This window comes from Achromobacter deleyi, from assembly GCF_016127315.1.
In the GTDB taxonomy this organism is placed as follows: Bacteria; Pseudomonadota; Gammaproteobacteria; order Burkholderiales; family Burkholderiaceae_B; genus Achromobacter; species Achromobacter insuavis_A.
The window spans coordinates 6,799,113-6,824,598 of record NZ_CP065997.1; the positions used below are offsets into that span (position 1 = coordinate 6,799,113).

The window sequence follows — 25,486 nt, forward strand, 5'->3', positions numbered from 1 at the left end:
GACTCACGGCGCCGGGTAGGAACCCAGCACTTTCAGGTAGGCAACCTGCGCCCGCAGGGTATCCAGGGCGAGCGCGACATTCGGATCGTTGCGATGCCCGAGGACATCGACGTAGAAATAGTATTCCCACTCGCCGGTGCGGGCCGGCCGCGACTCGAAGCGCGTCATCGACACGCCATTGGCCGCCAGCGGCGCCAGCATTTCATAGACCGCGCCGGCGCGGTTCGGCACCGCCAGGATCAGGCTGGTCTTGTCCTTGCCGCTGACCAGCGGCTCGATGTTGCCGATGGCCAGGAAACGCGTGCGGTTGTGCGGATCGTCCTGGATGCCGGCGCTGACGACCTGCAGGTTCCAGGCCGGCGCGGCCACTTCGCCGGCGATCGCGGCGATGGCCGGATCGGACGCGGCCAGGCGCGCGGCCTCGGAGTTGCTGGCCGCGGCCACGCGCTCCAGGTCGGGGTAGTTGCGCGTCAGCCAGCCCTGGCACTGGGCCAGCGCCTGCGGATGCGCGGAAATGGTCTTGATGCCGTCCATCTTGCCGGACTGCGACATCAGACAATGGCGGATCACCAGCGAACGCTCGCCCAGGATGCGCAGCGGCGTGTTCAGCAGCAGGTCCAGGCTGCGGTTGACCGCGCCTTCGGTGGAGTTCTCGACCGGCACCATGCCGACGTCGGCCTGCCCCGCCTCGACGGCGCGGAAGACTTCGTCGAACGACACGCACGGCAGCTTCTGCACCGCGTGGCCGAAATGCTCCAGCGCGGCCTGCTCGGAAAAGGAGCCCTGCGGGCCCAGGTAGGCGACGGTCATGCCGCGCTCCAGGCCACGGCAGGCCGAGATGATCTCGGTCCAGACCGAGGCCACGCCGGCCGCCGGAAACGGACCGGGATTGAGCTGCTGCAGGCGGCGGATGACCTCGGCTTCGCGCTCGGGGCGTAGCACCGGGCCGTCGGCGTGGGCCGCGTGCTTGGCCTCGCCCACTTCCTGCGCGGCGCGGGCGCGCTGCGACAGCAGATCGAGGATTTGGGCATCGAGCGCGTCGATGCGGTCGCGCAAGGGGCGCAGCTTGCGCTGCAGATCGTCATCCATAGCGGCGCTCGAATTCCTTCAGGTACTCGACCAGCGCGGCCACGCCGGCCAGCGGCACCGCGTTGTAGATCGAGGCGCGCATGCCGCCCACGCTCTTGTGGCCCTTGAGCTGCGTCAGGCCGGCGGCATCGGCGCCTTGCAGGAAGGCGTCGTTGAGCGACTCGTCGCGCAGCACGAACGGCACGTTCATGCGCGAACGCACGGGCGCGTGGATCGGATTGCGGTAGAAACTGGTGCTGTCGAGGTAGCCGTACAGCAGGTCGGCCTTGGCCTTGTTGGCCGCTTCCATGCCAGCCACGCCGCCATTGGCCTTGACCCACTTGAACACCAGGCCGGCGATGTAGATCGCGAAGGTCGGCGGCGTGTTGTAGCGCGAATGCTCGGCGGCCACGTTGGCGTAGTCGAACGCCGACGGGCAGATCGGCAGCGCGTGGCCGATCAGGTCGCGGCGGGTGATGGCCATGGTCACGCCGGCCGGGCCGGCGTTCTTCTGGGCCCCGGCGTACATCATGCCGCAGCGGCTCACGTCCATCGGACGCGACAGGAAATGCGACGAGGCGTCGATCACCAGCGGCACGTCGGGCGCGCCGAGCGCGGCCGTGTCGGGCCAGTCCATGAACTCGACGCCGCCGATGGTCTCGTTGCTGCACAGGTGCAGGTAGGCCGATTCCTTGCGCACCTTCCAGGTGTCGACCGGCGGCACCCAGGTGAACGGCGCCTGTTCGCGGCCGTCCAGCTGCGTCGCCTGGCCGCTGGTGGCCGCGACCTGCGCGTCACCGTAGCGGCCGGCTTCCTTGTAGGAACGCGAAGACCAGTGGCCGGTCACGACGAAATCGGCCGCCGGCGTGCCGCGACGCCCCATGAGATTCATGGGAACGATGGCGTTCTCCCCGGAACCTCCGCCTTGCATGAACATCACCGCGTAGTCAGGAGACAGGCCGAGCAGATCGCGCAGGTCGCTTTCCGCTTCGTCGCAGATCTGCACGAAGTGCTTGCCGCGATGGCTCATTTCCATCACGGACATGCCACTGCCGTGCCAGTCCAGCATTTCCGCAGCGGCTTGCTGCAGCACCACCTCGGGCAGGGCCGAGGGGCCAGCCGAGAAGTTCCAGGGGCGGGCCATTATTGCTCCGTAGGTTCCGTCGAATCCGTTGCACCGGCGTCGCCGTTGCCCTCTTCCTGGCCGTCGTCCAGGTCTTCGCTGTCATCGTCGGCATCGCTTTCGACCACGCGGCGCACGCCGGACAGCGAGCTGCCGTCATCGACGTTGATGAGGGTGACGCCTTGCGTGGCGCGGCCCATTTCGCGGATTTCCGCGACCCGGGTGCGCACCAGCACGCCGCCGGTGGTGATCAGCATGATTTCATCCGAAGGCATCACCAGCACGGCGCCGACCACCTTGCCGTTGCGCGAGCTGGTCTGGATGGCGATCATGCCCTTGGTGCCGCGGCCATGGCGCGTGTACTCGGTGATCGGGGTGCGCTTGCCGTAGCCATTTTCGGTGGCCGTCAGCACGCTCTGCGTTTCATCCCCGGCCACCAGCAGCGCGATCACGTTCTGGGTGTCCTCGAGCATCATGCCGCGCACGCCGCGGGCATTGCGGCCCATCGGACGCACGTCGTTCTCGTCGAAGCGCACGGCCTTGCCGGCGTCCGAGAACAGCATGACGTCGTGCTTGCCGTCGGTGAGGTCGGCGCCGATCAGGTAGTCGCCATCGTCCAGGTCGACCGCGATGATGCCGGCCTTGCGCGGGTTGGAGAAGTCGGACAGCGGGGTCTTCTTGACCGTGCCGCGCGAGGTCGCCATGAAGACGTAGTGGTCTTCGCTGAATTCCTTGACCGGCAGCACCACCGTGATCTTCTCGCCTTCGGCCAGCGGGAACATGTTGACGATGGGCTTGCCGCGCGAGTTGCGCGTGCCTTGCGGCACTTCCCAGACCTTGAGCCAGTAGACCCGGCCGCGGTTCGAGAAGCACAGCAGGAAGTCATGCGTGTTGGCGATGAACAGCTGATCGATCCAGTCGTTTTCCTTCATCGCCGTGGCCTGCTTGCCGCGGCCGCCGCGCTTCTGCGAACGGTACTCGGACAGCGGCTGGCTCTTGATGTAGCCGCCGTGCGACAGGGTCACGACCATGTCGGTGGGCGTGATCAGGTCTTCGGTGTCGAGTTCGGTCGCGTTCAGCTCGATGTCCGAGCGGCGCGTGTCCTTGGCGCCGGTCGAGAACTCGGCCTTGATGGCCTGCAGCTCTTCGCCGATGATGGTCGTGATGCGCTCGGGACGGGCCAGGATGTCCAGCAGGTCGGCGATGGCGGACATGACGTCCTTGTATTCGCCGACGATCTTGTCCTGCTCCAGGCCGGTCAGGCGCTGCAGGCGCATGTTCAGGATTTCCTGGGCCTGGGTATCGCTCAGGCGGTACATGCCGTCGCCCTGCAGGCCGAATTCGGCGCCCAGGTCGTCGGGACGGAAGGCCGCGCGGCCTCCCGGCGTGTCGCCGTCGGCGCGCGACAGCATCTCGCGCACCAGCGAGGAATCCCACGACTTGGCCATCAGTTCCTGGCGCGCGACGGGAGGCGTCGGCGCGGCCTTGATGATGGCGATGAAGTCGTCGATGTTGGCCAGCGCCACGGCCAGGCCTTCCAGCACGTGGCCGCGTTCGCGGGCCTTGCGCAGCTGGAACACCGTGCGGCGCGTCACCACTTCGCGGCGATGCTGCAGGAAGTAGTCGATCATCTGCTTCAGGTTGAGCAGGCGGGGCTGGCCGTCGACCAGCGCCACCAGGTTCATCCCGAAGGTGTCCTGCAGCTGCGTGTTCTTGTAGAGGTTGTTCAGCACCACCTCGGGCACTTCGCCGCGCTTGAGCTCGATCACCAGGCGCATGCCGTCCTTGTCGGACTCGTCGCGGATGTCGGAGATGCCTTCGATCTTCTTGTCGTTGACCAGCTCGGCGATGCGTTCCTGCAGCGTCTTCTTGTTGACCTGGTAGGGGATCGCGTCGACCACGATGGCCTGGCGGTTGCCCTTTTCCATGTCCTCGAAGTGGGTCTTGGCGCGCATGATGACGCGGCCGCGACCGGTGCGATAGCCTTCGCGCACGCCGGACATGCCGTAGATGATGCCGCCCGTGGGGAAGTCCGGCGCCGGGATGATCTCCATGAGTTCATCGACCGTGCACGCGGGATTGCGCAGGCAGTACAGGCAGCCGTCGACCACTTCCTGGAGGTTGTGGGGCGGAATGTTGGTGGCCATGCCGACCGCGATGCCCGAGCTGCCGTTGACCAGCAGGTTCGGCAGGCGCGAGGGCAGCAGCAGCGGTTCTTGCTCGCTGCCGTCGTAGTTGGGGCCGAAGTCGACCGTTTCCTGGTCGATGTCCGCGAGCAGCTCGTGGGCGATCTTGGCCAGGCGGATTTCGGTGTAACGCATCGCCGCGGCGTTGTCGCCGTCGATCGAGCCGAAGTTGCCCTGGCCGTCGACCAGCATGTAGCGCATGGAGAAATCCTGCGCCATGCGGACGATGGTGTCGTAGACGGACTGGTCGCCGTGGGGGTGGTACTTACCGATGACGTCCCCGACGATACGCGCGGACTTCTTATAGGCGCGGTTCCAGTCGTTGTTGAGCTCGTGCATCGCGTAGAGCACGCGCCGGTGGACGGGCTTGAGCCCGTCCCGCACATCCGGTAGCGCCCGCCCGACGATCACGCTCATCGCGTAATCGAGGTAACTGCGGCGCATCTCTTCTTCCAGCGATACCGGAAGCGTCTCCTTGGCAAAGGAATCCATATATATAACGACAGAATCGTGTAAGGAGGAACCCGGGCCGGGTAAACAGGAAATTCTATCATTCGATTGGGATCACGGCCCCAAGGGCCCCGCCCCGCCATTGGCGCGGGCCTTCAAGCGGATGTCGGCGGCAAGCGGCACCGGCGCGTCCACCATCGTCCGGGGAGCCTGTTGCCAAAAACCAACATGGCAAACGGATGGAGCGCGGAAAACGTCATATCCAGCACCAATGCGCCTCTCCAGGGAAGCCAAAGCCCCCCAAATGCCTTAAGATTGTTTCCAGCACGCAGGAAACCCAGTAGCTATTCCTTTGAACCAGCTCTTGGCGTTGCTATACTGGCCCCGTTTTCCTGATATGCGGCGGGGGTTCGCTGCGAGTCACTTATCCAGCTTCAAGCTCAACGAGGAGAAACATGAACAAACCCTCCAAATTCGCTCTGGCGCTCGCCTTCGCCGCCGTCACGGCCTCGGGTGTAGCCTCGGCCCAGACCTATCCCCAGACGGTGGACAACTGGCGCAATCCGTTCGGTAACGTTTGGAAGAACGGTACGAACGAACTGTGCTGGCGCGATGCGTTCTGGACCCCGGCCACCGGCATCCCCGGTTGCGACGGCGTTCCGGTCGCTCAACAGAAGGCGAAGCCGGCCCCGATGGCGGCCAAGGTCGTGTTCAACGCTGACACGTTCTTCGACTTCGACAAGTCGACCCTGAAGCCCGAAGGTCGTCAGCTGCTGGACCAAGTCGCCCAGCAAGCTCGCGGTATCGACCTGGAAACCATCATCGCCGTCGGCCACACCGACTCGATCGGTACGGACGCCTACAACCAGAAGCTGTCCGAGCGCCGCGCCGCTTCGGTCAAGGCCTACCTGGTCAGCAAGGGCATCGATCCGAACCGTATCTACACGGAAGGCAAGGGTAAGAAGAACCCGATCGCTTCCAACAAGACGAAGGAAGGCCGCGCCCAAAACCGTCGCGTTGAAATCGAAATCGTGGGTAGCCGCAAGTAATTGCCGGACTAGCTACAATAAAGGGCCTCGCATAGCGAGGCCCTTTTTTTCGCCCGGCTTGCACCAATCCGGTGCAAACGCTCCGGCGCCCGCGGGCGCCGCCGACCCTCTATATATAGAGCCGTCTTATGCTGGACCGCCCATGAGCACCCAAACCCGAGATTCCGCCCAAGCCACCGTCAACGCCGACCAGGCCGAACTGGACAAGTTCGGCGCGCTGGCCAGCCGCTGGTGGGACCCCGAAAGCGAATTCAAGCCCCTGCACGCCATCAACCCCCTGCGCCTGGAATGGATCCAGGAAAGCGTGGGCAGCCTGGCCGGCAAGAAGGTGCTGGACGTCGGCTGCGGCGGCGGCATCCTGTCGGAAGCCATGGCCCGCGCCGGCGCCGACGTCACCGGCATCGACCTGGCCGACAAGTCGCTCAAGATCGCCAAGCTGCACGGGCTGGAATCGGGCGTGAAGGTCGAATACCGCAAGGTGCCGGTGGAAGAACTGGCGGCCGAGCAACCCGGCGAGTACGACGTGGTGACCTGCATGGAAATGCTGGAACACGTGCCGGATCCCGCCTCCATCGTGCGCGCCTGCGCGGCGCTGACCAAGCCGGGCGGCTGGGTGTTCTTTTCGACCCTGAACCGCAATCCCAAGGCGTTCCTGTTCGCCATCATCGGCGCCGAATACGTGCTGCGCCTGTTGCCGCGCGGCACCCACACCTACGACATGTTCATCAAGCCGAGCGAACTGGCGTCGTCCGCCCGCGGCGCCGGGCTGGAACCGGTCGGCATGCGCGGCATGGAATACAACCCGATCACCCAGATCTATTCGCTGACGTCCGACACCTCGGTCAACTACCTGATGGCTACCCGCAAATGAGCGCCCTGATCCTGTTTGATTTCGACGGCACGCTGGCCGACACCGCCCCCGACCTGGCCGCCGCCGCCAACCAGCAGCGCACCCGTCGCGGGCTGGAACCCCTGCCCTACGAAACGCTGCGCCCGGTCGCCTCGCAGGGCGCGCGCGGCCTGCTGCGCGTGGCGCTCGGCCTGAAGCCGGGCGACGACGACTACGAGCCGACCCGCCTGCAGTTCCTGGAAGACTACGCCGCCAGCTCCACCGTCCACAGCAAGCTGTTCCCGGGCATCGAGGCGCTGCTGGCCGACATCCGCCAGCGCGGCCTGTCGTGGGGCATCGTGACCAACAAGGTCACCTACCTGACGCTGCCGATCGTCGAGCACCTGAACCTGACCCGCGACAGCGCGGTGCTGGTCTGCGGCGACACCACCGCCCACGCCAAGCCGCACCCCCTGCCCCTGCAGCACGCCGCGCGCGAGGCCGGCTTCGCCACCGACCGCTGCGTATACGTTGGCGACGACCTGCGCGACATCCAGGCCGCGCACGCGGCCGGCATGCCCGCGGTCGCGGCCGCCTACGGCTACGTCGGCGAAGAAGACAACATCAGCACCTGGGAAGCCGAGACCTGCGCCAACACGCCGGCCGAGCTGTGGGCGGCGATCGAGCCCCTGCTGCCGCGCGATCTGCGTTGATCGCATTAGTTGACCTGACCGAACAATTTATCCGGCGCGAAAGGGTTTATCCCTAGACGCCGGTGAATTAAAGTACGTTCCATGCAAGGCAATCCGGGCGCCTCCCGATTGCCTTTCCCGGCTCAGGCCGGATGCCGTGTGGCAACGCCCGCACGGCAACGCTCGTTACGCATCGACGGTTTGCCGCCCTCATGCGCCCGCGCGCCGACGTCTCCCCGGCGCGCAACCTTGACCTTTTAGACCACTCATCCGCCCACCGCGCGTTGCCTCCCGGCTTCGCGCGCACCTGGAATTGCCTATGCTTTTGCCCATCCTGCTACTTTCGGCCGCCGGTTTCACCATCCTGACCACCGAATTCCTGATCGTCGGCCTGTTGCCCAGCCTGGCCCGCGACCTCGACGTCACGGTTTCCCAGGCCGGCCTGCTGGTGTCGCTGTTCGCCTTCACCGTGGCCGCCACCGGTCCCCTGCTGACCGCGCTGATGGCCAACATCGAGCGCAAGCGCCTGTTCATCAGCGTGCTGGTGCTGTTCGGCCTGTCCAACGCCCTGGCGGCGGCGGCGCCGAACATCTGGGTCATGGCGGTCGCCCGCTTCGTGCCGGCGCTGGCATTGCCGGTGTTCTGGTCGCTGGCCAGCGCCACCGCGGTGGAACTGGTGGGCCCGGCCCGCGCCGGCCGCGCCATCTCGATGGTGGCGTTCGGCATCGTCGCCGCCACGGTGTTCGGCATCCCCATCGGCGTGCTGATCTCGGACGCCTTCGGCTGGCGCGCGGCCTTCGGCGTGCTGTCGGTGGTGGCGTTCGCCAAGGCCCTGTTGCTGCTGCTGGCCTTCCCCAGCACCCGCATCCGCGCCGAGAGCGTCAAACTGGTGACGCAGCTGCGCATCCTGCGCAACCCCATCGTGGTGGGCCACGTGCTGCTGTCGCTGCTGGTGTTCACCGGCATGTTCACCGCCTACACCTACCTGGCGGACATGCTGGAACGCCTGGCCGGTTTCAATGGCCAGATCGTTGGCTGGACCATGATGGCGTTCGGCGCCGTCGGCCTGATCGGCAACACCCTTGGCGGCCGCATGGTCGACCGCAGCCCGCTGGGCGCCACCGCGCTGTTCTCGTCGATGATGGCGGTCGGCCTGGCGTTCGTCGCGCCGGTGATGCAGTCGCACGGCCTGCTGGCCGTGGCGCTGACGATCTGGGGCGTCGCCCAGGCGGCGCTGTTCATCGTCTGCCACGTGCGCCTGATGAAATCGGCGCCGGAGGCCCCGGCCTTCGCCGCGTCGCTCAACATCTCGGGCGCCAACATCGGCATCGGCCTGGGCGCCGTGGTCGGCGGCCATGTGATCGACCAGTACGGCCTGGCCTCGCTGGGCTGGGCGGCGGCGGTCATCGTGGCGATCTCGGTGGCGCTGGCGTTCGTGCTGATGGCGGCCTCGCGCGCACGCCCCGCCGGCAAGGCGGCCTGCGCCAACGCCTAGGCCACATTGCGGCATCCGCGCCACGCCCGGGCGGGCGGACGCGGAAACGCAGCGGACTATCGCGTTTACCAGTACAATAGGAAGTTCTTGGGGCCGATCCGGATTCGACGTGGGTCGCGAAACAACTCAGGGCATGCCGAGCACCAGTACGCTCGTTAAACCACTGGAACACTACAAACGCCAACGACGAGCGTTTCGCTCTCGCCGCTTAAGCGGTGAGCCGCTGCACTGATCTGTCCTTGGGTCAGGCGGAGGAAGGCAACTTCCTAGGGGGGCAACCCTCGAACCGCAGCAGCGACATTCACAAGGAATCGGTTCGCGCTGGGGTCACACGGCTCGGATTTAAATTACGTGAATCGCTCTGGTCCGGCCTGTCGGTTGGCTAAGTCCAGGGTTAAAACCAAATAGATCGACTACGCATGTAGAACTGGTTGCGGAGGGCTTGCGGACGGGGGTTCAATTCCCCCCGGCTCCACCAAATTTCCGCTGTAGCGCCAAATGGCCGACCTTTACGGGTCGGCCATTTTTTTTTGCCTTGGCCGCTACCCGCTCTTTACGGTCATGGGTGCTTTGCATCCGTCACAGGGCGGGACGGGCACAGGTCTTTGAGCGAGCCGACACCGCGTGGTCCACGGCCCGCCGCTATCACCAACCCGCGCTCAGTGGATATGCTCCTGCTCGGAACGATCCGACCGCTCCACCTGCAGCGTCGTATGATGCAGGTCGAAGCCTTCCTGCAGGCGTCGTTCGATCTCCCGCCGGACGGTCTCGCCGTCGGCGCCCGCGGCCAGCACCACGTGGCCGGTCAGCAGCGGCTGCTTCTGCGTGATCGCCCACAGGTGGATGTCATGCACGCTGGCGACACCCTCGGTGCCGGTGATGGCGTCGCGCACCGCGCTCAGGCTCATGCCGGGCGGCACGCCTTCGAGCAGCAGGTTGATGCATTCGCGCAGCAGCACCCAGGTACGCGGGAACACCATGAAACCGATGGCCACGGCCAATGCCGAATCGACCCAGCGCCAGCCCGTCAGCCAGATGATCACGGCCCCCGCGATGACCGCGACCGAGCCCAACATGTCGGCCCAGACTTCGAGATAGGCGCCTTTCACGTTCAGGCTGTCGTCCTTGGAACCGGCCAGCAGCCGCATCGACACCAGGTTGATCCCCAGCCCGACGATGGCCACGGCCAGCATGCCGGCGGACTGGATATCCGGCGGCGCCTCGAGACGGCGCCAGGCTTCGTACAGGATGTAGAACGCCACGCCCAGCAGCACCAGCGCGTTGACCGCGGCCGCCAGGATCTCGAAGCGCGCGTAGCCGTAAGTGCGCATCAGGTCGGCGGCCTTGCGGCCCGCGCGGATCGCGATCAGCGCCAACAGCAGCGCGATCGCGTCGGTCATCATGTGCATGGCGTCGGAGATCAACGCCAGGCTGCCGGTCCACAGGCCCCCGACGATCTCCACCACCATGAAGGTACTGGTCAGCCCGAACGCAATCCACAGACGGGATTCGGGCAGCGCCCGCACGTCGGCGTGTTCATGGCCGCCGCTCATGCCCGCTCCCGCGAAACGACCGCGACGCGGGCGCGGATGGGGTGGCTTTCCAGCAGTCTCTTCGGCGAATCCATGGCGCGACGCTCCGGGTGATGTGGCGCGGCACCGTGGCGTCAGGTGCCATGGGCGTATGAGAAAGCCTGAAGTTACTACAAGGTCAAGCGATAGAAGACCCGCGGCGGCCCGGCCGCCGGCAGGCGGCGGCGGGCGAGGGATTGAAGCCGCGGGCGCGTCAGGGGGGAGACCCCTTGGCCGGATTCAGCCGCGGTTGCCGAACAGGCCCGACAGCGAGGCCAGCAGATCAGTGGGATTGAGCGACTGGCCGGGTTGCACCGCGCCTTCGGGGGTGGCCTTGTCGATCAGCTGCGGCAGCAGCGAAGACAGCGAGCCCAGCACCGAACCGGTGTCCTGGCCGGTCTTGGCGGCCAGCTCGTTGACCACGCCCGGGTCCAGCACCTGGCCGAGCTGGTCGGCGCTAACCGGCAGGTTCTGGCCCTTGCCGATCCACGACGCGACGATCTCGCCCAGGCCGCCCTGCTGGAAGCTGGCGATCAGGCCGGACAGGCCGCCGGGGTATTTGCTCAGTTGTTCAATCAGGGCGGGCAGCAGCGAGGCGGAGCCTCCTTGCTGGCCGCCGCCGGCCATCGAGGCCAAGGTATCCAATAGACTCATCGCCGTACTCCAGGAAAATCGGAAATCCAGTATAGGCCCGTGGCGGCGCCGATGTGGTCATCCAAAGGTTGGCAACCGGCGATCTTTGCAAAGCTTGTCTTTCCGGCCCTCAGCCCGCGCCGTGCAGGGCTGGCGAGGCCTGGGGAGCCTGGGAGGCCTTGAGGGCTTTCAGCGCCTTCTGGCCGGCGCGGCCATCGGCGGGCAGGCCGAGTTCACGCTGCGCCGCGCGCAGGGCTTCGCGGGTGCGCTCGCCGATCGTGCCATCGGGTTCGCCCAATTCATAGCCGCGGGCAATCAGCAGCCGCTGCAATTCGCGCCGCTCGGCGCGCGACAGCCCCGGATCGTCGGTCGGCCAGGCCTGCGCCAGCGGGCCGCCGCCGCGCAGGCGGTCGGCCAGGTGCGCAATCGCCAGCGCATAGCTTTCGGCGGCGTTGTAGGAATACAGCGCATCGAAATTACGCGTCACCAGGAACGCCGGCCCCTTGGGACCGGCCGGCAGCAGCAGGCCGACAGGCGTATCGCCCGCGGGCAACGGCTTGCCGTCGGCGCGGGTCAACCCCTGGCCGCGCCAGAAGGACAGCGGACGCTTGTTCTTGCGTCCCGCGCCGGCGGTGTTCGCGCCCGCCGGCAGGATCACCTCGTAGCCCCAGTCCAGGCCGCTGTTCCAGCCGGCGCGCTTGAGGAAGTTGGCGGTCGAGGCGAGCGCGTCGGGCACGCTGTCGATGAGGTCGCGGCGGCCGTCGCCGTCGAAATCGACCGCCAACCGCAGATAGGTCGACGGCATGAACTGGGTCTGGCCGAACGCCCCCGCCCAGGAACCCTTGAGCTTGTCGGGGTCGATGCGCTCGTCCTGCACGATCTTGAGCGCGGCGAAGAACTCGCCGCGGAAATACGCCTGGCGGCGCCCGAAGCAGGACAGCGTCGACAGCGAGGTCAGCAGCGGCCGCCCGCCCAGCGTGCGGCCATAATTGCTCTCCACGCCCCACACGGCCGCGATGGTGGCCGGGTCCACACCGTAGCGCGCGGCGGCGCGGTCCAGTTCGGCGCGCCAGCGCTCGATGCCGGCCTTGCCGTCGGCGACGCGCTCGTCGTCGACCAGCGCCGCCATGTAGTCCCAGATCGGCGTCTTGAATTCGGGCTGCGCATCCAGCAGGCCGATCACCGCCATGTCGGGCGACAGGCTGGCGGTATGCCGGTCGAACGTGGCGCCCGACACGCCCGCCTTGGCGGCGGGGGCGCGCAATCCGGCCAGGCAAGCGGCGAAGGCGTCGGCGGCGTGCGCGGCGGGCGCGGACAACGCCAGCATGGCGGCCAGGGGAACGGCGTGGCGAAAGGTCATCGAGAAAGCGCTCCTGCGGATGCGTTGGCCGCGCCGCCATCGGGGCGGCGCTGGCTGTCTTCGGCTTCGCCCGTGACGGCGCGTTTGTCGAGCAAGGCGGCCAGTTCGGCCTCGTCGAAACCCGCCGCGCGGCGCGCTTCCAGGTTGAAGGGGCCGCGCAGCCGCGGCGCGTTGTAGCGACTGGCCAGCTCGGCATAGCAGGCGACCGGCTCCCTGCCCTGCTCGGCGCACAGCCGCTTGTACCAATAGTTGCCGATGGCCACGTGGCCGATCTCGTCGCGCAGGATGATGTCGACGATGGCCGCGCTCTGCGCGTCGCCGGCGCCGGCCAGCTTGTTGCGGATCAGCGGTGACGCATCCAGGCCGCGCGCTTCCAGCGTGCGCGGCACCAGCGCCAGGCGCGCCAGCAGGTCGTCGCAAGTGCGTTCGGCCATGTCCCACAGGCCGTTGTGGCCGGGAAAATCGCCATACGCATGACCCAGGTCGGCAAGCCGCCGATTGAGCAGATCGAAATGCGCGGCCTCTTCGCGCGCCACGCGCAGCCAGTCGCGGTAGAACGCATCCGGCATGCCGGCGAAGCGCCACAGGATGTCCAGCGCCAGATTCACCGCGTTGAATTCGATGTGCGCCAGCGCGTGCAGCAGCGCCGCGCGGCCCTCCAGGGTCGCCATGGAACGCTGCGGCACCTCGGACGGCGCCACCAGCACCGGCGCGGCGGGCCGCCCCGGCAATCCCTCCGGCGTCGCGTAATGCCGCGCGCCCTCCAGCGGGGCGTCGTCGCCAATGGCGCGCACCCGCGCCAGCTTGTCGGCCCAGCCGGTGGCGGCCAGCGCCTGCAGGGCCTGGGCACGCAGACAGGGCGTGCCGGATTCGTCCGGATCGCTCCCGTCCGCGGGAAGGATCGAATTGCTGTCCATGAGGATTTCCGGTGCGGGGCGAAACGACGCCACCCGCAAGACAATAACCATGCGCGGTCATCCCGCGCCGCGCGCCATGCGCCAGCGAAGACTTTATCATTCGTCCATGGATTCACCGCTTCGCCTGACCATCGAGACCGACCTGTCGCGCATCGACGCCCGCCAATGGGATGCATTGGCCGGAAACCAGCCGTTCCTGCGGCATGCATTCCTGCATGCGCTGCACGACACCGGCTGTGCCGCGCCGCGCACCGGCTGGTCGCCGCACTACCTGATGCTGTGGCGCGGCGACGCGCTGGCGGGCGCGGTGCCGCTCTACCTGAAATCGCATTCGCGCGGCGAGTACGTGTTCGACTACGCCTGGGCCGATGCCTTCGAGCGCCACGGCCTGCGCTACTACCCCAAGCTGCTGGCGGCCGTGCCGTTCACCCCGGTGTCGGGGCCGCGCCTGCTGGCCGCCAGCGACGAAGACCGCGACACGCTGGTAAGCGGGCTGGTCGCCTTCGCCGAAGAGATCCAGGTGTCGTCGCTGCACCTGTTGTTTCCCGCCGCCGCCGACCTGCGCGCCTTGCGCGAGGCCGGCTTCATGGTGCGCGAAAGCGTGCAGTTCCACTGGACCAATCCGGGCCATGCCGACTTCGACGCTTTCCTGGCGACAATGAGCCACGACAAGCGCAAGAAGATCCGCCAGGACCGCAAGAAAGTGGCGCAGGCCGGGCTGGCGTTCCGCTGGCTGCGCGGCGCGCAGATCGACGCCGCCGCCCTCGATTTCTTCTATCAGTGCTATTGCCACACCTACTTCAACCACGGCAATCCGCCCTACCTGAGCCGCGCGTTCTTCCTGCGCGCCTACCGCGAGCAGCCCGACGCCTTCGTGCTGATCCTGGCCGAGCGCGATGGCCAGCCGGTGGCGGCGGCCCTGAACCTGGCGGGCGGCGACACGCTGTACGGAAGGTATTGGGGCGCGACGGAATATGTGCCGGGTCTGCATTTCGAGACCTGCTACCTGCAGGCCATCGCCTACTGCATCGCCAACGGCATGGCGCGCTTCGAGGGCGGTGCGCAGGGGGAACACAAGATGGCGCGCGGACTGCTGCCCACGCCCACCTGGTCGGCGCACTGGGTCGCCGACCCGCGCTTCGCGGCCGCGATCCAGCATTTTCTCGATGAGGAAACCGCCGCGGTGGATGACTACCTGGGCGAACTCGAGGCCCACACGCCGTTCAAGCGCGCGGCCCCGGACTGACCGCTCAGAGGAAGCGGTCGAGCAGCTTGCGGCTGTGCTTGTCGAGCGACAGGATGTCGCGCACCAGGTAGAAGATGCCGTGGCTGTCGGCGATCAACAGTGTCTGCGGGCTGAGGCGGCGGATGTCCTCTTCGCCGCGCAGCGTGAAGCGGGTGGCGCCGCGATCGGTCTCGACCTGCCAGACGCTGGGCGTGGCGAAGGTGGACACGCTGGCCAGCTTGCGGATCTCGGGCATGAATTCCCGGCCGGCCAGTTCCTCTTCGATCAGGGCGCGCTCGCCGGCGGGCACGTCGGCCAGCCGTTCGATCCACACCAGTTCCCGGCCGTCGCCGGTCACCAGCGACAGCCCGCGATCAGCCTCGCTGATCGGAAAGGCCCGCACCGGGATCACGCCTTCGTGCGCGACGCCGTCGGCACCCTGGAACACCAAACGCCCGAACGCATTGCGTCGCAGCTGAAAAACGGGAAGCGTCATGACGGTTATCTCGCTCAGGCCACGGCGGCCATGTCTTCGCTGCCGGAGGCCTGCGCGTCCGCTTCGTTCTGGCGCGCCTGCGCCTGGTACAGGCGGTAGTAGGCGCCTTCACGCGCCATCAGTTCCTCATGCGGGCCCTGCTCCACGATCTGGCCACGGTCCAGCACCACCAGCCGGTCGGCCTTGCGCAAGGTGCTCAGGCGGTGGGCGATGGCGATGGTGGTGCGGCCGCGCACCAGGTTGTCGAGCGCCTTCTGGATTTCCTTCTCGGTGGTGGTGTCCACCGACGAAGTCGCTTCGTCCAGGATCAGGATGCGCGGATCGATCAGCAGCGCGCGCGCGATCGAGATGCGCTGGCGTTCGCCGCCGGACAGCGCCTGGCCGCGCTCGCCGACCAGCGAGTCGTAGCCATGCGGCAGCCGCAGGATGAACTCATGCGCGTGGGCGGCGCGAGCCGCGGCCACGATCTCGTCGCGGGTCGCGTCCGGCTTGCCGTAGGCGATGTTCTCGGCGATGGTGCCGAAGAACAGGAAGGGTTCCTGCAGCACCAGCCCGATGTTGCGGCGGTAGTCGGCCACCCGCACCGAGCGGATGTCGGCGCCGTCCACCAGGATCGCGCCTTCCGACACGTCGTAGAAGCGGCAGATCAGGTTGATCAGGGTGCTCTTGCCCGAGCCGCTGTGCCCCACCAGGCCGATCATCTCGCCGGGGGCGATGCTCAGGTCCAGGCCGCGGATGACCTGGCGGTTGCCGTAGCGGAAACCGACGTCGCGCAATTCGATGCGGCCGTTGATCTGTGGCAGCCTGGCCGGGTTCTGCGGTTCCGGCACGCTGGAGACGTGATCCAGGATATCGAAGATGCGCTTGGCGCCGGCAGCCGCCTTCTGCGTCACGGACACGATACGGCTCATCGAATCCAGGCGGGTGTAGAAGCGCCCGATGTACGCCAGGAACGCCGCCAGCACGCCCACCGTGATCTGCTTCTGCGAGACCTGCCAGATGCCGAAGATCCACACCACCAGCAGCCCGACCTCGGTCAGCATCGTGACCGTGGGCGAGAACAGCGACCAGGTGGTGTTGACCCGGTCGTTCACTTCCAGGTTGCGGTTGTTGGCCTCGCGGAAACGCGCCACTTCGCGCTTTTCCTGGGCGAAGGCCTTGACCACGCGGATGCCCGGAATGGTGTCGGCCAGCACGTTGGTGATCTCCGACCAGATACGGTCGACCTTCTCGAAGCCATGGCGCAGGCGATCACGCACCGCATGGATCATCCAGATGATGAACGGCAGCGGCACCAGCGTGACCAGCGCCAGCCACGGATTGATCGACACCAGAATCGCCGCGGTCATGGCGATCATCAGGATGTCGTTGGCGAAATCGAGCAGGTGCAGCGACAGGAACACGCAGATGCGGTCGGTCTCGCTGCCGATGCGGGAAATCAGGTCGCCGGTGCGCTTGCCGCCGAAATACTCCAGCGACAGCTGCTGCAGGTGCTCATAGGTGGTGGTGCGCAGGTCGGCGCCGATGCGCTCGCTGACCCAGGCCAGGATGTAGGTCCGCGCCCAACCCAGCCCCCAGGCCAGGAAGGCCGAGCCGAGCAGCCCGCCCAGGTACAGGCGAACCTTGCTGTAGTCGATGGGCGCGCCGTTCTGGAACGGAATCAGCACGTCGTCCATCAGCGGCATGGTCAGGTACGGCGGCACCAGGGCCGCCGCAGTGCCCATCAGGGTCAGCAGGAAGCCGGCCAGCAACGGCAGGCGGTACGGCCGCGCGAAACGCCACAGGCGCAGCAGCGCCCAGGTGGTGGACGGCGCCGCCTGCTCCTGGTTGCAGGTGGGACATTCGTCCTGGCCCGCGGGGATGGCGTTATTGTAGATGGTGCACTGGCGTTCGCCCGCCTCGGCTTCCGGCTGGCCAGACAGGCGGATCGCCTGCTGCGCCTCGAACTGGCCCAGCAGCCGCAGCGCGGCCGGGTTGCAGGCCAGCGTGAAACGCCAGATGCCCAGGCGCGCGGTGTCGTCGTGCAGTTCCAGCACGGCGGCGCCGGCGTGGTCGGAAAGATTCAGGGACAGTTGGGGACCGTACGCCCAGGATTCCCAGCCGGTATCGGCCGGATTGCGGGCGATCACGCGGCGGTCGGTGACCGCGACCAGGCCGGGCTGGAACTTCAGCCGCTGATCCAGGTCAATTTCAACCCAGGCCAGCAGGGTTTCATCCTGCGCGAGTTCGGCGCGGATTTCATCCCGCCAGCGGGCAGGAAAGGCTTCGGCTAGGCCGGAAAGCAGGTGTGGTTTTTTCATTAGAACGCATACCGGGCCAGGACTCTGCCCTACAAGGCGGCGACGGCATGCCAACCCCGGGCTGGCAACGTGTCCCTTCCTTACAACACAACGAGTTCACGCCTTTGAAGGCGTCGTATAGTATCAGCCGATTTTTCTAATTAGGAATATCTGGGATCCCCCACTCGTTGGCATTATTCTTAAGGCGCAACCCCAATAAATTCGCGGTCTTGCATAGGGGCGTCCGCGCGTGCCAACCTGCTTCTCAAGTAAATTAAAACATGAAAAAGAAAGACATTGAATTTCTCGATGTCGTGGCTTTGCGCGGCCCGAACATTTGGACGTACCGTCCGGTACTTGAGGCGTGGGTGGATATCGGCGAACTGGAGGACTACCCCTCCAACACGATCCCCGGTTTTTACGAGCGCCTGACCGCGTGGCTGCCGACCCTGATCGAGCACCGCTGCAGCCCGGGCGTGCGGGGCGGCTTCCTGTCCCGCGTCAAGGAAGGCACCTGGCCCGGCCACATTCTCGAACATGTCACATTGGAATTGCAGAATCTGGCCGGTTTGCGCGGCGGCTTCGGCAAGGCCCGTGAAACCTCCACCCGCGGCGTCTACAAGGTCGTCGTGCGCGCCTGGCAGGAACAGGTCACCCGCACCGCCCTGAACGAAGGCCGCGACCTGGTCATGGCCGCCATCGAAGACCGTCCGTTCGACGTCGACGCCGCCGTGGCGCGCCTGCGCCGGCTGGTCGACAAGCACTGCCTGGGTCCCAGCACCGCCTGCATCGTCGATGCCGCCGACGACCGCGACATCCCCTACATCCGCCTGTTCGAAGGCAACCTGGTGCAGTTCGGCTACGGCTCGCGCCAGCGCCGCATCTGGACGGCCGAGACCGACCGCACCAGCGCCATCGCCGAAGGCATTTCGCGCGACAAGGACCTGACCAAGGAACTGCTCTCGACCTGCGGCGTGCCGGTGCCCGAAGGCCGCCTGGTCGACAGCGAGGACGACGCCTGGTCGGCCGCCGAGGACATCGGCCTGCCGGTGGTGGTCAAGCCGTATGACGGCAACCACGGCCGCGGCGTGTTCACCAACCTGACCACCCGCGAAGAAGTCATTTCCGCCTACCGCGTCGCCGTCGACGAAGGCAGCGGCGTCATCGTCGAGCGCTTCGTGCTGGGCAACGAGCACCGCCTGCTGGTGGTGGGCAACCGCATGGTGGCAGCCGCCGCCGGCGAGCCGGCCTGGGTCACGGGCGACGGCAAGTCCACCCTCACCGAACTGATCGACCACCAGATCAACACCGACCCGCGCCGCGGCCGCACCGAAAACCATCCGCTCAATCCGGTGCGACTGGATTCGGCCGCGCGCCTCGAGATCGCTCGCCAGGGCCTGACGGAAGAAAGCGTGCCGGCCGACGGCCAGCGGGTGCTGGTGCAACGCAGCGGCAACGTCGCCTTCGACGTCACCGATCGCGTGCACCCCAGCGTCGCCGCCACCGTGACCCTGGCCGCCCGCGTGGTCGGCCTGGATATCGCCGGCGTCGACCTGGTGGCCGAAGACATCTCGCGCCCGCTGGACGAACAGCGCGGCGCCATCGTCGAAGTCAACGCCGGCCCCGGCCTGCTGATGCACCTGAAGCCGGCCGACGGCACCCCGCGCCCGGTCGGCCACGCCATCGTCGATCACCTGTTCCCCGAAGGCGACGCCGGCCGCATTCCCATCGTCGGCGTCACCGGCACCAACGGCAAGACCGTGGTGGCGCGCCTGGTCGCGCGCCTCTTGCACCTGTCGGGCAAGCGCACCGGCCTGGCCTGCAGCGAGGGTCTGTACCTCGACCGCCGCCTGGTGCAGAAGGGCGACCGCGCCGACTTCGCGTCCGGCACCCGCGTGCTGATGAACCGCAACGTCGACGCCGCCGTCATCGAGAACGACAGCGGCGTGATCCTCGGCCAGGGCCTGGCATATGACCGCTGCCAGGTCGGCGTGGTCACCAACATCGACGACGCCGACCATCTCGGCGATTTCGACATCAACGAAACGGAGCGCATGTTCAATGTGTTCCGCACCCAGGTCGACGTGGTGCTGCCGACCGGCGCCGCGGTGCTCAACGCGCGCGATCCGCGCGTGGTGGAAATGGCCGAGCTGTCCGACGGCGCCGTGATCTTCTTCGGCATCGACCCGGCCCTGCCCGCCATCACCGCCCACCTGCAGGAGGATGGCCGCGCCGTGTTCGTGCGCGACGGCGCCATCGTGCTGGCGCAAGGCGCGCGTGAAGAACGCCTGGCCGACGTCGCCGCGATCCCGCTCACGCACGGCGGCCGCGTCGCCTTCCAGGTCGAGAACGTGCTGGCGGCCGTCGGCGCGGCCTGGGCGCTCGACATTCCGGTCGAACTGATCCGCGCCGGCATCGAGACCTTCGACATCGACCAGGCCGACGCGCCCTGGCAGTTCACGCTGTTCGAGCGCAACGGCAGCACTGTGGTGGTGGACGACGTCCACAACGCCTCCGCGCTGCGTCCGCTCATCACCGCCATCGACCAGTTCCCGTCGACCACCCGCGCCGCCGTGTATTCGGCCGGCGCCGACCGCCGCGATGCCGACCTGATCGAACAGGGCAAGCTGCTGGGCGATGCCTTCGACCGCGTGGTGCTGTACGACGACACCACCGTCACCAGCAAGCGCCCCGCCGGCCAGGCGCGCGCGCTGCTGCGCCAGGGCCTGGAGCAAGGCAGCCGCGTCAAGCAGATCCTGGACGAACCCGACCATGGCAAAGCCATCGAGAGCCAGCTCGCCGGCATCGCGGCGGGCGACTTCGTCCTGCTGCAGTCCGACGAGGCCTTCTCCGGCCCCACCATCGATCTCGTCCGCCGCTGGATCCAGCAACACTGACATCATCGTGCGCGCCGCGGCGACCCGCCGCGGCCGCGCGCAAGCTAGACAGGAATACCTGCCATGGAAGTTTCCCGTATCCGAGCACTGCGCGGCCCCAACCTGTGGAGCAAGAACACGGCAATCGAGGCCATCGTGTCATGCGCCGACGCCGAATGCTCGATCGACACCCTGCCCGACTTTGAAGCCCGCCTGCGCGCGCGCCTGCCGCAGACCGGCCTGCTGCGCCCCGAAGGCCACCAGGGCGCGGTCTCGATCGCGCACGTGCTGCAGATCGTCTCGCTGACGCTGCAGGCCTATGCCGGCTGCCCCGTCACGTTCGGCCGCGCCTCGTCCACCATCGAGCCCGGCGTGTTCCAGGTGGTGGTGGAATACAGCGAGGAAGAAGTCGGCCGTCTCGCCATGGACCTGGCCCAGCAGCTGGTGCAGGCCGCGCTGGACGACACCCCGTTCGACCTGGCCGACGCCCTCAAGCGCCTGCGCGAGCTGGACGAGGACGTGCGCCTGGGCCCCAGCACCGGCTCCATCGTCAACGCCGCCACTGTCCGCAACATTCCGTACCGCCGCCTGACGCAAGGCAGCATGGTGCAGTTCGGCTGGGGCAGCAAGCAGCGCCGCATCCAGGCCGCCGAAACCGACCTGACCAGCGCCATCTCCGAATCGATCGCGCAGGACAAGGACCTGACCAAGATGCTGCTGGACGCGGCCGGCGTGCCGGTGCCGCTGGGCCGCTCGGTCACCACCGCCGAAGACGCCTGGGCCGCGGCCCAGGAGCTGGGCGGCCCGGTGGTCGTCAAGCCGCGCGACGGCAGCCAGGGCCGCGGCGTGGCGGTCAACATCGAAACGCGCGAGCGCGTGATCCAGGCCTTCGAAGTGGCCGAGGAGATCAGCTCCGAAGTCATCGTCGAACGCTACATCCCGGGCCACGATTTCCGCCTGCTGGTGGTGGGCGGCACGCTGGTCGCCGCCTCGCGCCGCGATCCGCCGCAAGTCACCGGCGACGGCGTGCAGACCATCCGCCAACTGGTGGACCAGGTCAACGCCGACCCGCTGCGCGGCGACGGCCACGCCACCTCGCTGACCAAGATCCGCTTCGACGACATCGCGCTGGCCACGCTGAAAAAGCAGGGCTTCGACGCCGATTCGGTGCCGCCTCCCGGCACCCTGATCTTCCTGCGCAACAACGCCAACCTCAGCACCGGCGGCTCGGCCACCGACGTCACCGATGAAGTGCACCCCGAGATGGCGGCGCGCGCGGTGTCGGCGGCACGCATGATCGGCCTGGACATCTGCGGCGTCGACGTGGTGGCCGAAAGCGTGCACTACCCGCTCGAGGACCAGAACGGCGGCGTGGTCGAAGTGAACGCCGCGCCCGGCCTGCGCATGCACCTGAACCCCTCGTTCGGCAAAGGCCGCGCGGTGGGCGAAGCCATCATCGCCAACATGTACGCCGACGGCGACGACGGCCGCATCCCGGTCGTCGCGGTGGCCGGCACCAACGGCAAGACCACCACGGTGCGCCTGACCGCCCACATCCTGGGCACGGCCGGCAACCGCGTCGGCATGACCAACTCCGACGGCGTCTACGTCGACAACCTGCGCATCGACACCGGCGACTGCAGCGGCCCGCGCAGCGCCCGCAGCGTGCTGATGCACCCGGACGTCGACGCCGCCGTTTTCGAGACCGCGCGCGGCGGCATCCTGCGCGAAGGCCTGGCCTTCGACCGCTGCAACGTCGCCATCGTCACCAACATCGGCATGGGCGATCACCTCGGGCTGGGCTACATCAGCACCGTCGAGGACCTGGCCGTGGTCAAGCGCGTGATCGTGCAGCACGTGCATCCGAGCGGCACCGCCGTGCTCAATGCCGCCGATCCCATCGTGGCGGAGATGGCCCACAGCTGCCCCGGCTCGATCACCTACTTCGCCGAGGACCGCAACCATCCGGTCATGGCGACGCACCGCGCCCAGGGCCTGCGCGTGGTCTACCGCGACGGCGATGCCATCGTCGCGGCCCAGGGCACCGAGGAAACCCGTTTCCCGCTGGCCGAGATCCCGCTCACGCGCAACGGCACCATCGTGTTCCAGGTCGAAAACACCATGGCCTCGATCGCCGCGGCCTGGGCGCTGAACCTGCACTGGAGCATCGTGCGCCGCGGCCTGGCCACGTTCGTCAACGACGCCCAGACCGCGCCCGGCCGCTTCAACGTGTTCGACTATCGCGGCGCCACCGTGATCGCCGACTACGGTCACAATCCCGATGCGATCCTGGCGCTGGTGCGCGCGGTCGACGCCATGCCCGCCAAGCGCCGCTCGGTGGTCATCAGCGGCGCCGGCGACCGCCGCGACGAAGACATCCGCATGCAGACCGAGATCCTCGGCGGCGCCTTCGACGACGTGCTGCTGTACCAGGACCAATGCCAGCGCGGCCGCGAAGATGGCGAAGTGCTGGCGCTGCTGCAGCAAGGCCTGGTCAACGCCAGCCGCACCCGCCACATCGAGGAGATCCACGGCGAGTTCCTGGCGATCGACACGGCGCTGGCGCGCCTGGGCGCCGGCGACCTGTGCCTGATCCTGGTGGACCAGGTGGAAGAGGCGCTGGCGCACATCGCCCAACGCATCCGCGAAGCCTGATCCCGCGCACGGGATCCCATGCAGACGGGGCGCGCGAGCGCCCCGTTTTTATTCTGGATGACCGGCGGCGATCGCCCTGGCCATGGCTGGCGGCCACGCGCCTGAACGCGGCGCGGCGCCGCAGGCCTTAGCCTTGTGGCGCCACCACGGGCGCGGCGGCCTGATAGCGGTCCGTCACATGGGTGCACCCCAACGCCGCCATCGCGGCCAGCGCCAGCAGGATCGTACCGAGCAATCGTTGCGTCATGACATGCCTCCCTTGCGTGATGTAGCCAGACCGCGCGGGCCATGAACCCGGGCACGGAACCAGCCCCCGACTATACCGGCGCGTCGGCCATGCAACCAGCGCGGGAGGCGCTTGCCCATCGGCGCCACGCAGTGGCTGTTTTTCGCCCAAGCGCCGTGTAGGTCCCGTTACCAGCCCCGCTCAAAACGGCTCAATACGTTGCTCAGATGTAACTCCCGCTCTTGGTACGCCTGCGCTACCCCTCGTCGAAGGAAGCGCGATTTGCCCCGTCCCCGGCAGTTACATTTACCCACAGCGTCCTTTGACAGGGCTCGCGGCAGGCCTGTACCTTGAACTCAAGCTGATCAGTGCCCAACTCAACCGCGAATGCAGAGCTTATCGGCCATAAGCCGCTGCCCTCGCCCCTACGAAGAGAGGTCACCATGAACAACGACATCATCGCTGGCAAGTGGAAGCAACTGTCCGGCAAGGCCAAAGCGGCCTGGGGTGAACTCACCGACGACGAGTTGACCCGTACGGAAGGCAACGCCGAGCGCCTCGCTGGCCTGATCCAGGAGCGCTACGGCAAGACCAAGGAACAGGCTCAGAAGGAAGTGCGGGATTTCTTTGACCGCAATCCCTGATCCCAACGCCACCAGGAGAAGCTGACATGTTGCACTACGCCGTCGTATTTTTCGTCATTGCGATCATTGCGGCTGTCCTGGGCTTCGGCGGCATCGCCGCCGGCGCCGCGGGCATCGCCAAGATCCTGTTCTTCGTCTTCCTGGTTCTGGCGCTGCTGTCCATTCTGGGCGGCGCATTCCGCAAGAAATAGAAGAACATCGCACCCCGAGAATTTTCGCTTAGCCGTTGCGTCCTGAACGCGCTGAACCCCATACATAAGGAGCACAACTATGGAAATCCGCAAGCTGATCGCCGCCGCCGCACTGGGTACGGGCGCCGTCTTCACTTCCATGGCCTTTGCCGCCGATGACGGCAAGCCCAAGCAATCCGTGGGCGAATATGCGTCCGACGCGACCGTGACCACCAAGGTCAAGGCCGCCTTCGTGGCCGACAAGCAACTGAGCGCGCTGGAGATCGCGGTCGAGACCACCGATGGCGTGGCCAAGCTGACCGGTACCGTGGGCACCTCCGCCGAAGCCGATCACGCCGCCACCGTGGCGCGCGGCGTCGAGGGCGTGAAGCAGGTCATGAACAACATCAAGGTCGACCCGGCCAAGAACAAGAAGTAAAACGCGCTGGCCTCGCGGCCATGCAAAGCGGCGCCCGCATCGCGATGCGGGCGCCGCTTTTTTGTGTGCTTGCCGCGGCTCGTGCCACTGCGCCAACGGCGCACAGCGCCCGCTCGGGCAATGAAGACGGCAGCCAATCGCGAATGCGTCGAATGCTCGCCCAGCCCGCCCCATTCAATATCGCATCGGTTAGATGGTCACGGTGCCACGGCCGATCTCGAGCGCGCGGCCGCCCACCTGGATGCGGCCATCGGCATGGACGTCCAGCAACAGGCGGCACGGCCGGCCCATCTGGTCGCCCTGCTCCACCAGGATGCTGACGGGCAGCGCGCGTCCTTGATGGCGCAACCAGCCGCCCAGGTTGGCGCAGGCCGAACCGGTGCCGGCATCTTCCTCGACCCCGCCCCCCGACTTCGAGAAAAAGTAGCGCGCTACCGCCACGTCGCGGTCATCCTGGCGCCGCCCTTCGTCGAACGCGAACACATAGCAGGTCTTGCGGCCCAGGCTGCTGGCCTGCCAGCGGTCCAGCTTGGACGCGTCCGGGCGCGCGCGCCGCACCGCCTCCACATGCTTGACGGGAATCAGCAATTGGTCGGCGCCGGTATCGACCCAGATCGGTTCGCCCAACAGGTCTTCGGCCTGCAGACCCACCAGGTCGGCGATGTCGGCGGCCGGCAGTTCAGGCCGCGCCGTGCGCACGCCGTCGGGACACGGCGCGGTAAAGGTCCAGGCGTCGCCGCGGGCCGTCACCGGCACCACGCCGGCCTTGAATTCCAGCGTCAGCGCATCGCCGGACTTGAGCAGGTCACGCACCACTTGCGAGGTGCCGATGGTCGGGTGTCCGGCGAACTTCATTTCATAGCCGGGCGTGAAGATACGCACGCGCGCGTCGGCCGCCTCGGAAGGCAGGATGAAGGTGGTTTCGGAAAGATTGAACTGCGCCGCCAGGTTCAGCATGGTGGCGTCGTCCATGCCGCGCGCATCCTCGAATACGCAGAGCTGGTTGCCGCTGAAAGTGCTGGAAGCGAAGACGTTGAGAAGGCGATACGCGTAGGTGGCCATGGTCCGATGCAGTGAGGGTGCCGCCCGCGGCGGCCAAGCCC

General features: G+C 67.2%; 20 protein-coding genes and 1 other RNA gene. 11 read left to right on the forward strand and 10 right to left on the reverse strand.

Annotation, left to right across the window (positions count from 1 at the left end):
• Positions 1–3 precede the first annotated feature (3 nt).
• Genes pheA through gyrA form a run of 3 tightly spaced genes read right to left on the reverse strand, consistent with a single transcriptional unit; the run spans position 4 to position 4,869 of the window.
• Positions 4–1,089 (reverse strand): prephenate dehydratase, encoded by a 1,086-nt coding sequence (gene pheA / locus I6I07_RS30785; RefSeq protein ID WP_006393614.1) that lies wholly within the window; start codon positions 1,087–1,089, stop codon positions 4–6.
• Positions 1,082–2,212: a 3-phosphoserine/phosphohydroxythreonine transaminase gene (serC, locus tag I6I07_RS30790; protein WP_061072106.1), complete on the reverse strand. Its 1,131-nt coding sequence runs from the start codon at positions 2,210–2,212 to the stop codon at positions 1,082–1,084. The genes pheA and serC overlap by 8 nt, the downstream gene beginning before the upstream one ends.
• Positions 2,212–4,869, reverse strand: a complete 2,658-nt coding sequence (gene gyrA / locus I6I07_RS30795; RefSeq protein ID WP_198484935.1) for a DNA gyrase subunit A — start codon at positions 4,867–4,869, stop codon at positions 2,212–2,214. Before gyrA ends, serC begins: the two co-directional genes overlap by 1 nt.
• Before the next feature lie 413 nt (positions 4,870–5,282).
• On the opposite strand from gyrA, the gene ompA reads away from it, so the two are divergent.
• The 5 genes from ompA to ssrA all read left to right on the forward strand — a co-directional run bounded on the left by ompA (position 5,283) and on the right by ssrA (position 9,370).
• Positions 5,283–5,876: an outer membrane protein OmpA gene (ompA, locus tag I6I07_RS30800; protein WP_006393611.1), complete on the forward strand. Its 594-nt coding sequence runs from the start codon at positions 5,283–5,285 to the stop codon at positions 5,874–5,876.
• Between the two features lie 142 nt (positions 5,877–6,018).
• Positions 6,019–6,747, forward strand: a complete 729-nt coding sequence (gene ubiG / locus I6I07_RS30805; protein WP_198484937.1) for a bifunctional 2-polyprenyl-6-hydroxyphenol methylase/3-demethylubiquinol 3-O-methyltransferase UbiG — start codon at positions 6,019–6,021, stop codon at positions 6,745–6,747.
• Positions 6,744–7,418 (forward strand): HAD-IA family hydrolase, encoded by a 675-nt coding sequence (locus I6I07_RS30810; RefSeq protein WP_198484939.1) that lies wholly within the window; start codon positions 6,744–6,746, stop codon positions 7,416–7,418. Before ubiG ends, I6I07_RS30810 begins: the two co-directional genes overlap by 4 nt.
• 298 nt (positions 7,419–7,716) lie before the next feature.
• Positions 7,717–8,892 carry an MFS transporter gene (locus I6I07_RS30815; protein ID WP_198484940.1) on the forward strand — a complete coding sequence of 392 codons (1,176 nt, stop codon included), beginning with the start codon at positions 7,717–7,719 and terminating at the stop codon, positions 8,890–8,892.
• A gap of 89 nt (positions 8,893–8,981) precedes the next feature.
• Positions 8,982–9,370, forward strand: a transfer-messenger RNA (tmRNA) gene (gene ssrA / locus I6I07_RS30820).
• Between the two features lie 181 nt (positions 9,371–9,551).
• On the opposite strand, the gene I6I07_RS30825 is transcribed toward ssrA, so the two are convergent.
• From I6I07_RS30825 to I6I07_RS30840, 4 genes are all read right to left on the reverse strand, one after another.
• Positions 9,552–10,445 (reverse strand): cation diffusion facilitator family transporter, encoded by an 894-nt coding sequence (locus I6I07_RS30825; RefSeq protein ID WP_198484942.1) that lies wholly within the window; start codon positions 10,443–10,445, stop codon positions 9,552–9,554.
• A gap of 258 nt (positions 10,446–10,703) precedes the next feature.
• Complete coding sequence (locus tag I6I07_RS30830; RefSeq protein WP_035360096.1) at positions 10,704–11,117, reverse strand: YidB family protein; 414 nt, start codon at positions 11,115–11,117, stop codon at positions 10,704–10,706.
• Positions 11,118–11,226: 109 nt separating this feature from the next.
• Positions 11,227–12,456: a lytic murein transglycosylase gene (locus tag I6I07_RS30835; RefSeq protein ID WP_198484944.1), complete on the reverse strand. Its 1,230-nt coding sequence runs from the start codon at positions 12,454–12,456 to the stop codon at positions 11,227–11,229.
• The gene (locus tag I6I07_RS30840; protein WP_232625833.1) at positions 12,453–13,373 is read right to left on the reverse strand and encodes a ferritin-like domain-containing protein; all 921 of its coding nucleotides are present in this window, start codon (positions 13,371–13,373) and stop codon (positions 12,453–12,455) included. Before I6I07_RS30840 ends, I6I07_RS30835 begins: the two co-directional genes overlap by 4 nt.
• Positions 13,374–13,479: 106 nt before the next feature.
• Here I6I07_RS30840 and I6I07_RS30845 point away from each other — a divergent pair, with 106 nt between their 5' ends.
• Positions 13,480–14,619 (forward strand): GNAT family N-acetyltransferase, encoded by a 1,140-nt coding sequence (locus I6I07_RS30845; RefSeq protein ID WP_198484946.1) that lies wholly within the window; start codon positions 13,480–13,482, stop codon positions 14,617–14,619.
• A gap of 4 nt (positions 14,620–14,623) precedes the next feature.
• Here I6I07_RS30845 and I6I07_RS30850 read toward each other — a convergent pair whose 3' ends face one another.
• Positions 14,624–15,094, reverse strand: a complete 471-nt coding sequence (locus I6I07_RS30850; RefSeq protein WP_198484948.1) for a DUF1854 domain-containing protein — start codon at positions 15,092–15,094, stop codon at positions 14,624–14,626.
• A gap of 14 nt (positions 15,095–15,108) precedes the next feature.
• Complete coding sequence (locus I6I07_RS30855; RefSeq protein WP_198484950.1) at positions 15,109–17,394, reverse strand: ABC transporter ATP-binding protein; 2,286 nt, start codon at positions 17,392–17,394, stop codon at positions 15,109–15,111.
• A gap of 260 nt (positions 17,395–17,654) precedes the next feature.
• On the opposite strand from I6I07_RS30855, the gene cphA (I6I07_RS30860) reads away from it, so the two are divergent.
• From cphA (I6I07_RS30860) to I6I07_RS30880, 5 genes are all read left to right on the forward strand, one after another.
• Positions 17,655–20,270 (forward strand): cyanophycin synthetase, encoded by a 2,616-nt coding sequence (gene cphA / locus I6I07_RS30860; protein ID WP_198484951.1) that lies wholly within the window; start codon positions 17,655–17,657, stop codon positions 20,268–20,270.
• Positions 20,271–20,333: 63 nt separating this feature from the next.
• Positions 20,334–22,904 carry a cyanophycin synthetase gene (gene cphA, locus I6I07_RS30865; RefSeq protein ID WP_198484953.1) on the forward strand — a complete coding sequence of 857 codons (2,571 nt, stop codon included), beginning with the start codon at positions 20,334–20,336 and terminating at the stop codon, positions 22,902–22,904.
• A 669-nt stretch (positions 22,905–23,573) separates the two neighbouring features.
• Entirely contained in the window at positions 23,574–23,774 is a 201-nt protein-coding gene (locus tag I6I07_RS30870; protein WP_006393596.1) for a CsbD family protein, read from the forward strand.
• 26 nt (positions 23,775–23,800) lie between these two features.
• Entirely contained in the window at positions 23,801–23,965 is a 165-nt protein-coding gene (locus I6I07_RS30875; RefSeq protein WP_006389411.1) for a DUF1328 domain-containing protein, read from the forward strand.
• Positions 23,966–24,044: 79 nt separating this feature from the next.
• Complete coding sequence (locus I6I07_RS30880) at positions 24,045–24,383, forward strand: BON domain-containing protein (RefSeq protein ID WP_198484955.1); 339 nt, start codon at positions 24,045–24,047, stop codon at positions 24,381–24,383.
• 189 nt (positions 24,384–24,572) lie between these two features.
• Here the strand turns inward: I6I07_RS30880 and I6I07_RS30885 are convergent, their stop codons facing one another.
• Positions 24,573–25,445, reverse strand: a complete 873-nt coding sequence (locus I6I07_RS30885) for a PhzF family phenazine biosynthesis protein (RefSeq protein WP_198484957.1) — start codon at positions 25,443–25,445, stop codon at positions 24,573–24,575.
• Positions 25,446–25,486: the final 41 nt, after the last annotated feature.